12 protein-coding genes and 3 pseudogenes are annotated in these 13319 nt (G+C 33.4%); 14 read left to right on the top strand and 1 reads right to left on the bottom strand.

Annotated features, from left to right (window positions below):
• Window positions 1-338: 338 nt before the first annotated feature.
• From spxA to AC3WVZ_RS15185, 7 genes and pseudogenes are all read left to right on the top strand, one after another.
• Window positions 339-734, top strand: coding sequence for a transcriptional regulator SpxA (spxA, locus tag AC3WVZ_RS15215; RefSeq protein WP_233935033.1), 396 nt, complete (start codon window positions 339-341; stop codon window positions 732-734).
• Between the two features lie 47 nt (window positions 735-781).
• Complete coding sequence (locus tag AC3WVZ_RS15210; RefSeq protein ID WP_000573515.1) at window positions 782-916, top strand: BA3454 family stress response protein; 135 nt, start codon at window positions 782-784, stop codon at window positions 914-916.
• A 110-nt stretch (window positions 917-1026) separates the two neighbouring features.
• On the top strand, window positions 1027-1161 hold the full coding sequence (locus tag AC3WVZ_RS15205; protein ID WP_000573530.1) for a BA3454 family stress response protein: 135 nt from the start codon (window positions 1027-1029) through the stop codon (window positions 1159-1161).
• 189 nt (window positions 1162-1350) lie between these two features.
• Window positions 1351-1764: an Rrf2-family transcriptional regulator SaiR gene (saiR, locus tag AC3WVZ_RS15200; RefSeq protein WP_001083465.1), complete on the top strand. Its 414-nt coding sequence runs from the start codon at window positions 1351-1353 to the stop codon at window positions 1762-1764.
• A gap of 124 nt (window positions 1765-1888) precedes the next feature.
• Window positions 1889-2224 (top strand): IDEAL domain-containing protein, encoded by a 336-nt coding sequence (locus AC3WVZ_RS15195; RefSeq protein WP_000987462.1) that lies wholly within the window; start codon window positions 1889-1891, stop codon window positions 2222-2224.
• Between the two features lie 7 nt (window positions 2225-2231).
• Window positions 2232-2365 (top strand): annotated as a pseudogene (locus AC3WVZ_RS15190) (DUF3888 domain-containing protein); the annotation flags it as partial.
• Window positions 2366-3322: 957 nt separating this feature from the next.
• Entirely contained in the window at window positions 3323-4642 is a 1320-nt protein-coding gene (locus tag AC3WVZ_RS15185) for an aromatic amino acid transport family protein (RefSeq protein ID WP_001014168.1), read from the top strand.
• Between the two features lie 150 nt (window positions 4643-4792).
• Here AC3WVZ_RS15185 and AC3WVZ_RS15180 read toward each other — a convergent pair.
• Window positions 4793-4927: pseudogene (locus AC3WVZ_RS15180) on the bottom strand (VOC family protein); the annotation flags it as partial.
• A 468-nt stretch (window positions 4928-5395) separates the two neighbouring features.
• Here AC3WVZ_RS15180 and AC3WVZ_RS15175 point away from each other — a divergent pair.
• From AC3WVZ_RS15175 to AC3WVZ_RS15145, 7 genes and pseudogenes are all read left to right on the top strand, one after another.
• Window positions 5396-5767: a DUF1304 domain-containing protein gene (locus AC3WVZ_RS15175; protein ID WP_233935032.1), complete on the top strand. Its 372-nt coding sequence runs from the start codon at window positions 5396-5398 to the stop codon at window positions 5765-5767.
• Window positions 5768-6180: 413 nt separating this feature from the next.
• Window positions 6181-6696, top strand: coding sequence for a heme-degrading domain-containing protein (locus AC3WVZ_RS15170; protein WP_002195678.1), 516 nt, complete (start codon window positions 6181-6183; stop codon window positions 6694-6696).
• 42 nt (window positions 6697-6738) lie between these two features.
• Window positions 6739-7212, top strand: a complete 474-nt coding sequence (locus AC3WVZ_RS15165) for a tautomerase family protein (RefSeq protein ID WP_233935031.1) — start codon at window positions 6739-6741, stop codon at window positions 7210-7212.
• A gap of 581 nt (window positions 7213-7793) precedes the next feature.
• Complete coding sequence (locus AC3WVZ_RS15160; RefSeq protein WP_001089891.1) at window positions 7794-9008, top strand: MFS transporter; 1215 nt, start codon at window positions 7794-7796, stop codon at window positions 9006-9008.
• A gap of 16 nt (window positions 9009-9024) precedes the next feature.
• Window positions 9025-9864 (top strand): aldo/keto reductase, encoded by an 840-nt coding sequence (locus AC3WVZ_RS15155; protein ID WP_233935028.1) that lies wholly within the window; start codon window positions 9025-9027, stop codon window positions 9862-9864.
• A 140-nt stretch (window positions 9865-10004) separates the two neighbouring features.
• Window positions 10005-11374, top strand: a pseudogene (locus tag AC3WVZ_RS15150) (IS1182-like element ISBth7 family transposase); the annotation flags it as partial.
• Between the two features lie 486 nt (window positions 11375-11860).
• On the top strand, window positions 11861-12934 hold the full coding sequence (locus tag AC3WVZ_RS15145) for a WD40/YVTN/BNR-like repeat-containing protein (RefSeq protein ID WP_197323923.1): 1074 nt from the start codon (window positions 11861-11863) through the stop codon (window positions 12932-12934).
• Window positions 12935-13319: the final 385 nt, after the last annotated feature.

Below are 13319 nucleotides of genomic sequence, written 5' to 3'. Positions count from 1 at the left end.
CCATAATAGCACTTGTAAGCAAGAAATGCGTGAAATGTGCTTTGAAGGAGCCATCATGCTATGGGGAATTTTACATGAGAATAATTTGTTGTGTTATTAAAATTAATCCAAGACTTAACAGTTGATTAATTGAACTGTAAAGTTTAAAATTACAGTAAGATTTTTAAAAGTGAGTTGTTAACGTCTGTAAAATGTAGCATGAATAATAGAGATAAATGAAACATTGCTGAATAATTAACATTATGTGAATTTGATTCTAAACTGTAATTTTTTTTAATACATTTCAATAAGCGATATTTAAAATGTACGTTTAATAACATTAAAGGAGTGAGTTAAATATGGTAATTCTATATACAACAGCAAGCTGTACTTCATGCCGAAAAGCGAAAGCATGGCTTGAAGAGCATCAAATTGATTATATTGAAAAAAACATCGTATCAAATTCTATGACAGTTGATGAGCTTAAATCGATTCTTCGTTTAACTGAAGAGGGGGCTACTGAAATTATTTCAACTAGATCCAAAACTTTTCAGGACTTAAATATAAATATTGATGAGCTCTCGCTAAATGAATTTTATACATTAATAATTGAGCATCCACTAATGTTGCGTCGCCCGATTATGCTGGACGAAAAAAGATTGCAAATTGGTTTTAACGAAGAAGAAATTCGCAAATTTTTACCACGTAGTGTCCGAACATTTTTAAACATTGAACTGCAAAAGTTGGCTAATTAATAAGTAATAGTATGAAAGAGGAATTTTTTGAAAGGAGGAAACTGAAGGTGATAGAAGTATGCGTTACAGTTAATTATAAAGATAGAAACTATCAAACAAATGTCATTGTGAACAAAGATACGATTTGGACAAAAATTGAACAGTTGGCAGAAGAACAAGTGAAGAAACAGTGGGGTTTTTAAACTTAATTATTTAAAAAAATGAAGTTATATGCTAGAGATTATAACTAAATTTAAAATTTTTCAGGTATTAAATATAAATAAGAAATTTTCTTGAAAGGAGGAAGCAGAAGATGATTGAAGTATGTGTTACAGTTAATTATAATGATAGAAATTATCAAACAAATGTTATTGTTAGTAAAGATACGATTTGGACAAAAATTGAACAGTTGGCAGAAGAACAAGTGAAGAAACAGTGGAGTGTTTAATTTTCTTTTTAACTTAAAAAGCTAAATGAAGTTATCAGATATAGGTGGGACGGGATAGAATATAAGGGAATTAATTTTTTATGGCAAGAAGCATTCCACATGTTTTAACGTTCTAACCAATCTGTAATATTTATGGCTACAGTATGTTAATGTATGAGAAACAATATTTTTAATCGTAGGAGGAAAATCATGAACAGCGACTTTACCTTGGCCATACACAGTTTAACTTATTTAGCTTTACAGCCAGACCGGATGTCAACAAGTAATGCTATTTCAGAAAGTGCAGGTGTTCATCCAGTACGCATTCGCAAAGTACTAAGTTTGTTAAAAAAACATAAGTTTATACAATCGAAAGAGGGGACTGGTGGCGGTTTTATTTTCGCTCGCGATTTAGATGAAATTAATCTTTGGCATATTTATCAGATAACCTCTGAAGGTGCTTTGCAGCCGAAGTGTCCAGAATCAAACAATCAGTGTGTTGTAGGTTCGAATATGCGAAAAGTTCTTTTCGCTATTTTCTTAGGTGCTGAAGAGCATCTAGGTGAATACTTAAAGAATTATACAATGAAAGAAGTTGTTGACCTTATCAATCAAGAGCGTTAAGCGGCTTAATTATTATATAGCCGTGAGTTCTTAACACTTAAATGTAATGAAAAATATTACAGTATAATTTGTTTTTATATCTTTTTTATCGTCACAAAAAATATTTATAGGAAGGTGAAACGGTATGATGTCAAATAATAATCATGTTTTAAAAGTAGGAGATTGGGTTCGTGGAATATCAAATGAAGGTGAATTAATAGTTGGTTATATTGTATCACTTGATGATGTAGAGGATATAGTTACAGTTAGTATTGTGAAACGTGACGGCCAGTACACAATAAACGAAGCGATTTTACTCTTTAGTAAACACGTTAACAAACTCCCTGAATCAAAGGTAATAAATAAGGAACAAATCCTTTATCTTATAGATCTTGCATTATTAACAGGGGATGAAGAATGGTTTATCGAGCTTTCTTCAAAATTAAACTCGATAAAAGAGCTAGTTAATGAGGGATTTTAAAATTTAAACTTTTGAGGGTGCACACAATCCGCCTTATGGGACACAATTACTTTTCGCATAAAAGGAAATGATGTAAAAACGATTCATTACAAACATAGAGATATCCCTGAAGAAGAGCCGAACAAACTACAATTAAGATGATATTGAAGTGATTTGTTTGTGTATTCCTGATAACGATAATTATGTAAATGAGCTGTCCATATGGGGCAGCTTTTTTGTTTTTTGCTCATTGTAGCTTTTTAAATTGTATATGAATTCAATATTAATAATATATATCCTAAAATTTGGTTTTTGTATTTTGGGATTTTTTTCTTTTTACCTACATTAATTATTTATTAGAATATCTTTTATGTTTAAAATAAAATTTTTTGATAAAAGGGGATATAAGTATTTTTATAATAAGTCACCTAGAAAAACAATGTATTATTGTATTTTTTTACTAACTAATTCAGCTTTAAGCGATAAAAACAATGGCTACATGCTAACTGTAAAATATTATCCATATAAAATTATTCCTCTTTAATATTTCTGAAAATATAAAAATATTAATTTTATAAATATACACGTTATAATGAGGGCGTCGAGAGAAATTTTATTATCTCTGGAGAAAATATAAAAAATGCGATTATTAGTAAGAAAGGTGTGTGATTAGAGGCGAAATGTATGTAATGTGCTTCAGTGGCTTGTGTGAGCAATATCATCAGTGCTACCGAAGTTATGAAAGTAATGTATAGAATTGAGAAAGAAATGCCTCGCAAATGAAGAGAGGCCGGTTTAGCTAAAATTACTGTTAAAAGTAAAAAAGAGAAACCATTAAAGTAATACACTGTTATTAGAAATGTTGCAACGTATTTATGAAATCTATTCTATATTGTTCTCTTAAGGGTTCTTTATATAAAGAGCGGATATTACGAGTAAACTTTTTTGTGAACGCTAACAATTATATTAGGACGCTAATTAGCGAATGTTTCAATTTGGATTCATTATGATGAAGGACATACAATGTGGGGCAACTTGTAAGGAATTCATTTTCCGAAAAGGGAATATTTGTTAGGTGCAAAGAGAGATGCAGGAATAGATACAAGGGGGAGTTATTATATGAACGGGAATACTGCAAAGAAAATAGAAGTTCAAGCTGAAAATACCGCACTAAAAAATGAGCAATATGCAGATCCGAAAAAGTGGCATAAGCAGGATACTACATGGGCACTCAGTCTATTTGGAACTGCAATTGGAGCAGGGGTGCTCTTTTTACCGATTAATGCAGGTTCAGGTGGTTTATTATCTTTACTACTAATTACATTGCTTGCATATCCAGTTATGTACTACTCACATAGGGCACTTGCTAAAATGATATACGCTTCTAATTCTGCTGATGAGGGGATCACAGGTACAATTAGAGAGTATTTCGGAAATAAAGCGAGTATCATTTTTAACATCGTATATTTCGGTTCAATTTATACAATCGTACTAATGTATTCGGTTGCGCTTACAAACACTGCAAGTAGTTTTATTGTGCATCAATTGCACATGCCAGAACCTCCAAGAGCTATTTTATCACTTGTATTAGTTCTTGGTCTTATCGCTATACTGAATTTTGGTCAAGATATTACTGTAAAGGTAATGAGTATGTTAGTGTATCCTTTCATAGTTTCTCTACTGTTTATCGCAATATCTTTAATTCCACAGTGGAATACGTCAATGCTTAGTTTTTCAGCTGTTTCAACTGCTTCAACAGGAACAGGCTATTTTGGGACGATATTGATGATTCTACCAATCATCGTATTCTCATTTAATCATTCACCTATGATTTCATCATTTGTTGTGAAACAGAGAGCTACGTATGGAATCGAAGCCACTGATGCTAAATGTGCGCAAATACAAAAGGTTTGTTATATCATGACATTCGCTGTTGTTATGTTCTTCGTTTGGAGTAGCGCATTGAGCTTGACTCCAGATGATATAAAAATGGCAAAAGAACAAAACTTATCAATTCTTTCATATCTTGCTAATGAGCTTAATTCGCCTGTAATCACTATTGCAGCTCCAATTATTGCTTTTGTGGCTATTACAAAGTCTTTCCTTGGCCATTATATAGGAGCATTTGAAGTAATGCGTGACATGATTATTAAGTTTGGTAAATCACGTGGAAAAGATATTGAAGAAAAAACAATTAAGACAATAATTCTTACTTTTGTTGTATTATCATGCTGGTTTGTTGCTTATACAAATCCAAGTATTCTTGGACTTATTGATTCTCTAAGCGGTCCTTTAGTTGCTGCTATCTTATGTCTATTACCGATGTATGCGATTCAAAAAGTGCCAGTACTAGCTAAATACAAAGGGAAAATGAGCAACGTATTTGTTATTATTGTAGGTGTACTTACTGTCTTAGCAAGTATTAAGTCATTATTCTAATTCACTACTGTTGGTTTTAGTGTCAAAGTAGTGGAATATGAAATATCTATTTTTGGACAAACTTCTCAAGTTGGAGAGTTTGTCCTTTTTATTCAATCTATTAACAAACAGCCACCTTTCAGATAAGGTGGCTGTTTCGGTATTAATTTATTATTCACGTCTAAATGGCCCTTTTGGAGCAATTAGCTCTAAATTAGTACCATCTGGATCACGGAAGTAGGCAACTCTTGTACCAAATCCAGATTTCAAGCCGTTTTCTTGAAAGATAATTGGTTCTCCATATGGGTGCTATCTTATGCACATCAGGCTAACAAAATGGATTGCCTCTGAAACAAAAAAATGATTTTTATTACTATAAAAAACGTAAAGTATCTGTTTTAGAAAAAAATTAATTTTTATAAATTGATGGAGATATAACTCAATTCTTTTATATATTTAGTTAAATATGATTGTCAGAATGAACTTAAAGTAATTATGATTTCTAGAAATGCGAACTGATGTTTTGAATTGGTTTAAAGTTGCTAGAACAAAATAAAACCAATTGAGCAAAAAAACTTGCAAAAATAAAAAGAGAGATGTATATTAATTGATATATCAATTAATATTTTGACAAGAAAGAAAAGGAACATTTTATGAAGGAAATGTTCGTAAATATCAGTGGAGAAGAACGCAAAATACTTATTCATGTTCTATTACAGATGCAAAAAAATGTAGAGAATATTAAAGAATAGAGAGTGTAGGGGGCAGAATAGTGTGGAAATAATCGCAGCTATTTTAGTCGGGATCGTAGCATTAGAACATTTGTTTATCATGATCCTTGAAATGTTTTTTATTAATTCAAAAGTAGCGAAACGTGCTTTCAAATTACCGAAGCATTTAGAAGGAGATCGAAACGTAGCCATTATGTTTGCAAACCAAGGTTTATATAATGGATTTTTAGCGGCTGGTCTCATTTGGGGACTTGTACTTGGACTCAATCCAATTGGTTATATGGTCCAATTATTTTTCGTAATTTGTGTGGTGGTAGCAGCTATTTTCGGAGATTTCACATCTAATAAATCAATTATTGTGAAACAAGGACTTCCAGCTGTTTTAGCACTGGTTGCCCTTTTATGTATGATATAGAATCAAAGTTTCTCAATAAAAGAACTCATTTTTGAAAAGAATACGCTATTCTTTCTTTAAAATTATAGGAAAGGATGGCGTTTTTGTATGTCTATTTCTGTATCTGATGAATTACAACCATTGAGCAAAAAAGTTAGTGATTAAAAATATTATTCTTTAGTACATACATTTTTAAGATGTTAAATATATTTCATAATAGTCTCTGTAAGATAGGGATAAGTAGAATAGTACTTTAAAGTACCTATAGCACTTTAAAGTGCGTACTTTTTATAACTTTGAATATCATTCATAATAGCACCAGTAAGAAGAAAACAAGCTTTACGGTACTACTAGTTACCAACGATGTTACAGTAGTTTATTTGGAATCAGATTGATTGAAGGGTTGTACTATATGGCCTAATAATTTCGAAAAAATGTCGGTGTGGCATAAAACAATTATGGAGGTTAAAAATATGAGCACTTCAAATTTGAATGAAATAAGTAAACAAATTTTAAAAGAGGAGGAAACGCTTCAATTTTCCTCTTTTACAAATGAAGATGCCTTGCAACTAGGTTTATTTATCGTTGAAACAGCAAAGCGAGAGGGGAAATTGATTGCTGTTGATATAACGAAAAATGGTGTGCAATTATTTCATTTCAAGATGACAGGGACAAATGCGGAAAATACGAAATGGATTGAGCGTAAAAAACGAGTCGTTTCCCTGCATGATCGTAGCTCGTATTATATGCAGATACAAAGTGAAATAACTGGAATTTCATATAATGAAAAATATCTTTTAGATACTTCGGAATATGCTGCGTTTGGTGGATGCTTTCCTATCAGGATAAAAAACGTAGGGGTTATTGGAATGATAACAGTTTCAGGATTACCACCAGAAGAAGATCACGAATTGGTAGTAAGAGCAGTTAAAAATCATTTGAACCAATAGTTGTAACTAGTCAATAGATAATTAAATTTAGGGGGCAATACTATGCCATTAATCGAGCTAAATACTTGGCCAACCATGTCAACAGAAGAAAAGAAGGAATTTATTTATAGTGTAACGGAACTTACAATAAAACTATTAAAAATTGTCCCTGACAAAATTCAAGTGTTGATAACGGAACTTGAGAAAGAAAACTGGGGGAAAGCTGGGGCTGTAGCATGTGATGCTACCTTTGCTGTGAAAAGTAGGGTGTCCGATTGGGAGACAAAAGAGTCTTACGATACACTAGGTCGTAACGTTAATGGAATGGCTATTATTAAGATTGATATATGGAATACATTTGATCAAGAGACAAAGGATAAGTGGGTAAACGAACTTACACAAGTAACATCTAAATATACTCATGCACCTTTGGATAAAGTGCTAATTCTTATTCGTGAAATGATTCCAGGGAACTGGGGACAAAGTGGTGTAACAGGAGCTAATGCAGATTTCCTTTCCAAAAGTCGTACATTTTAATCATTAAATAAAAAAGGCAAAAATGAACACATTTCTGTTCGTTTTTGCCTTTTTATTATTTGTCTGTGGTAATGAACATGATCCTTTATATGTTTAAGTAATATTCTCTAAAGTTGCCTCTACGGGAAAGTGTATTTCTTCATTTGAAAGTCTTTTTCATGGAATGTAGATTTCAATTTTTGAGCAAAATAAGCTAGGTTATATAAATGTTACTTTTTAGTACCTATAGTACTTTAAAGTACGTACTTTTTATTAGGGTGATTATCATTCATAATAGCACATGTAAGAGAGAAACAAGCTTTACGGTACTGGTAACTAACTATGTTACTTTTTAGTACCTACAGCACTTTAAAGTACGTACTATTCATTGTATTGAATATATTTCATAATAGTACATGTAAGAGAGAGACAAGCTTTACTGTACTAAAAAGTACCTATAGTACTTTAAAGTGCGTTCTTTAAAAAAAGAATGAAACCATTCATAATAGCGTTTGTAGAGATTAAATATGTTTTTTAGAAGATAAAAGGGCCTTTTTATCGCACTATTATGATAGGAATTATAGGGAAGAGGGGAAACTCAATTGAATTCATATACAGCATCGTCTTCAGAAGTTCAGACGAATCGAAGAAGTATATTTGCGTTGTTAGCGTTAGCAATTAGTGCGTTCGGGATTGGGACAACTGAATTTGTTAGTGTCGGTTTATTACCATCTATTTCGGAAGATTTACATGTGTCGGTTACAACGGCTGGTTTAACAGTTTCTTTATATGCGTTAGGCGTAGCGTTTGGGGCTCCAGTATTAACGTCATTAACAGCTAATATGTCACGAAAAACGTTATTAATGTGGATTATGATTATTTTCATTATTGGTAACGGAATCGCAGCGGTAGCAACAAGCTTCACTGTATTACTTATTGCGCGAATTATTTCTGCACTTTCGCATGGTGTGTTTATGTCAATTGGTTCAACAATTGCTGCGGCACTTGTCCCAGAAAATAAGCGTGCTAGCGCGATTGCCATCATGTTTACTGGTGTAACAGTTGCAACTATTACAGGGGCACCAATTGGAACATTTATTGGTCAACAATTTGGCTGGAGAACATCATTTTTAGCAATTGTAGTAATTGGAATTATCGCCTTAATTGCAAATAGTATTCTCATTCCATCTAATATGAAAAAAGGTGCGTCTGTATCATTCCGCGATCAATTTAAACTGATTACGAACGGAAGACTGTTACTAGTTTTCATTATTACTGCATTAGGATATGGGGGAACATTCGTAACATTTACGTATTTATCTCCGTTATTACAAGAGGTAACAGGATTTAAAGCAAATACAGTTACTATCATTTTATTAGTGTATGGAATCGCCATTGCGATAGGGAATGTGATTGGCGGAAAATTATCGAATCATAATCCAATTCGAGCGCTATTCTACATGTTCTTTATTCAAGCGATTATATTATTTGTTTTAACATTTACGGCACCATTTAAGGTAGCTGGGTTAATCACTATTATTTTAATGGGGCTATTCGCATTTATGAATGTTCCAGGGTTACAAGTATATGTCGTAATGTTAGCTGAACGATTCGTACCGAGTGCTGTCGATGTTGCATCGGCAATTAATATTGCGGCGTTTAATGCTGGGATTGCTCTTGGTGCTTATTTAGGCGGTATTGTAACGAACTCGTTAGGGTTAATTCATACAGCTTGGGTAGGCGGCATTATGGTAGTAGGTGCTGTTATTTTAACAGCATGGAGCATGACATTAGAAAAAAGAGATCAAGTAAAATAAAAGGAGAGAAAATAAAATGAAAAACTTACAAAGTAAAACAGTATTAAGTAATGGTGTGGAAATGCCTTGGTTTGGTTTAGGTGTATTTAAAGTAGAAGAAGGACCAGAACTTGTAGAAGTGATTAAATCAGCAATTAAAGCAGGATACCGCAGCATTGATACAGCTGCAATTTACGGAAATGAAGCAGCTGTAGGTGAGGGGATTCGTGCCGGTATTGAAACAACTGGTATTTCAAGAGAAGAATTATTTATTACTTCAAAAGTATGGAACGCAGATCAAGGATATGAAGAAACGATTGCTGCATACGAAGAGAGCTTAAAAAAATTAAAGCTAGATTATTTAGATTTATATCTTGTTCACTGGCCTGTAGAAGGGAAATATAAAGATACATGGAGAGCGTTAGAAACACTTTATAAAGAAAAGCGTGTACGTGCAATTGGCGTAAGTAATTTCCAAATTCACCATCTGCAAGATGTAATAAAAGATGCAGAAATTAAGCCGATGATCAATCAAGTAGAATACCATCCTCGTTTAACACAAAAAGAATTACAAGCTTTCTGTAAAGAACAAGGTATTCAAATGGAAGCATGGTCACCACTTATGCAAGGTCAATTATTAGATAATGAAACATTACAGGCAATTGCTGAGAAACATGGTAAAACAACAGCACAAGTGATTTTACGTTGGGACCTTCAAAATGAAGTGATCACAATTCCAAAATCAACGAAAGAGCACCGCATTATTGCAAATGCAGATGTATTTAACTTTGAATTAACGAAAGAAGATATGGAAAAAATCGATGCATTAAATCAAAATCACCGCGTTGGTCCAGATCCTGATAACTTTGATTTCTAATAGAAATGAGTAAAAAGAGTGCAAAAATTGCACTCTTTTTTTCAGGCTGTGGAGAAAGTCTTCTCCACAGCCTGTTTTTGTGTCTGAACCTCTTTTTATGTGTCAACACTGATAAAAAAGAGGAAAAGGAGAGATTTTTTATGATGGGTGCTTTAAAAAATCATCGTGATGAGCGTGTATCTGTTTCTGTAGAAGAGTTGGTTCCACAAGATCATTTCCTTCGTGCAATTGAAGCGACAATTAGTTTTGATTTTATTGAAGAGAAGTTACGCCCTTATTACTGTGAAAACAATGGACGCCCGTCCATTCATCCTATTGTTTTATTTAAGATGATGTTTATTGGATATTTTTACGGTATTCGTTCTGAGCGTCAATTGGAAAAGGAAATTAAAACGAATATTGCCTACCGTTGGTTTTTAGGGTTTTCTCTATCGGATACTATTCCGGATCACTCTACAATCAGTTGGAATCGTCGTACTCGTTTTATTCATACAAATATTTTCGAAGAAATTTTTGATGAGATTGTGAGACAAGCGACGGAGCACCGGATGGTAGGAGGACGTGCACTGATGACAGATTCTACACATATTAAGGCCAATGCCAATAAAAATAAATTTGTACATAAATATAAAAAAGAAAAAGCAAAGTTTTATATAGACGAGCTAGAAGCTGCGGTAATCGAAGATCGTGAGGTACATGGAAAAAAGAATTAAAACCTAGAAAGGAAAGTGATACCCCTACCAAAAAAACTCGTATAAGTACAACGGATCCAGATAGTGGATTTTTAATGAGAGATGGAAAACCAAATGGTTTTCATTTCTTGGATCATCGTACGACTGATGCGAAGTACAATATTATTACAGATACCTATGTAACGGCTGGAAATATGGCAGATTCCGAGCCGTATTTAGCACGCCTCCAAGCTCAGATTGATAAATTCGACTTCAAAGTAGAAGCTGTTGCCCTTGATGCTGGCTATTTTACAGGATATATCTGTAAGAAACTATCAGAACGGAATATATTTATGGTGATGGGGTATCGCCGATTTGGAAAACGGAATAAAGAAGTACCGAAAAGCCAATTTAAATATGTAGAAGAAATGAATGTTTTCGCTTGTCCGATGGGATGTATTCTAGAATATGTAACAACTGATCGTGAAGGATACCGTCAATACAAATCGAATCCAGAAGACTGCGCTGTTTGTCCGTTACGTGAGGTGTGCTTTTCAAAGAAACAAAAACAAAAAGTTATCACTCATCATGTGTGGGAGAAATATAAGGATATTGCTAGAAAAAACAAGCTAACAGCTACAGGGAAAAGGTTGTATAAAGTACGCTGTTCCACTATAGAGCGAAGCTTTGCAGACGCCAAAGAACTACATGGCTACCGCTATGCCCGGTTTCGAGGGCTGAAGTCTGTCCAAATGCAAGCTTATCTCACCGCAGCTTGTCAAAACATGAAAAAAATAGCCCTCCACCTGACCAAAAAGGGTCAGGTGGAGGGCTATTTTTTAAAATTCTATTATTTTATGTTGTTTTTATTCGCTAAAATCAAAAAAGATTCCAGAGTGTTGGGAACCCTAAAGGGTTTCCCAACACTCTGGTAAAAAGAGTGCAAAAATTGCACTCTTTTTTTATTGAATAGACAATAAAATGTTTCTGTTTATATTATGACTTTTAAATTACTTTAGACGAGCTAAAGAACTTATTAACAGTATTAAAGTTTGACATAAAATAATGGATTCTATATTATATATGCTATAGCATGTAAATTACGATTTATTTAGAGGTGGCATATGGACTTATATGAGTTAACAGGACATCTTGTTCATCATACGGATGTGAAGTTAACAAATTATATAATGTAAGTTTTTAATCACATATTGCTTATAAAATTTACTTTTTATATGCTATAGCACATAAATGTCACCTCTTAACTTGTAATGGTAAAGATTCAAATAATACAAGATATATTATGAAACGAGGAGATTTTAGTTATGGAAAAATTCATATTAGCGTTTGATAGAGAACTTGTAATTGCAGAAAAAAAAGACTCAACATGGAGCGTCCAATCGCAGTTTGTAGGTGCGAATCCGGTTGCGTTAGCTTCAGATCCATACGATCCAGAAAGAATGTATTGTGGTACCTTTGACAGGGGATTATGGAGAAGTAAAGATGGGGGAAGTTCATGGGAAGCGATTGGTGCGTTACCTTCCTTTGGTGAAGTGTTCCCAGCAAATGCTATTCATATGAGAGCTATTACAGCAGTTTCTGTATCTCCAGCGAAGGGGGATGACGGTAACGGGATTGTATATGTAGGAACTGAACCGAGCGCAATGTTCGTATCCAAAAATGGAGGAGACAGTTTTGAGCTGCTAACTGATTATCGACAAATGCCATCATATTCATCATGGTTCTTTCCTCAAAGAACATATACACACCATGTAAAACATATTGAAATTGATGCTAATAATCCAGAAACTATTTATACGACTATTGAGGTTGGGGGATTAATTAAAAGTGTAGATGGAGGTAAGACATGGACTGAGGAAAAAGAGGGGAACTATCCTCAAGATATTCACATTCTTACATCACATCGCAATGCCCCAAATCGTTTATACGGGGTGTTAGGTGATTCATTCTTGAAAGAACCAGGTCAAGAGTATGCGGAGAGTAATGATGGAGGTAAGACTTGGAACTATATGTGTAGCGGGCTAAAGCATCATTACGCATATCAAATGGCAGTTAACCCAAATGATCCAGAAAATATTATTATCGCGACATCTTCAAATCCACACGTAGCGCATGATTACAATAATGGAAATTGTGAATCATTTATTTATAAGAAAGAAAAAAATCAGTCTTGGGCAGAAATGAATGTAGGTTTACCAACTCCTAAAGGCACAATCATACCAGTATTAAAGGCAACAAGTGATGGAACGTTTTATCTGTTTAGCAATAAAGGAGTGTATCAGTCAGTAGACGGTGGTTCAAATTGGACATCATTAGAGATTCCTTGGGAGAATAGATTTATGGAACAACATCCATATGAGATGTTAATTATTAAATAAGTGACGGGTATAGTTTTTACTACTATTCATTGGTAATGTTTAGTTGAATGTAAATTAAAAATGTAAAAAGCCAGGCAATGTGTTATTCATACTACCTGGCTTTTTTGACCAGCAATTTAAGGTTATTTTCATATTTGTGTAAATATGAAACAAGCAGGATACATGAATAGAGAATGGGTAAAATAATACCGAATGATCACTAGATTGTATCAATGATGCTATAAGTGTTTTTTTAGGGAAACTGAAGCAAGAAGCAGTGGTTTAGATTCAGAATGACTAGCAATTGGTGTTATGGTGTTCAATGGTTCAAAAATGAACTCATTTCAACTCATATTATCTTCGCAATGTATCATTTTGAAGAATATTAAAACTTAGGAGGAAATGA

This window comes from Bacillus sp. CPT56D-587-MTF, from assembly GCF_058792335.1.
Note: the sequence above shows the minus strand (reverse complement) of the source record. Positions and strands in the feature narration are given on the sequence as shown.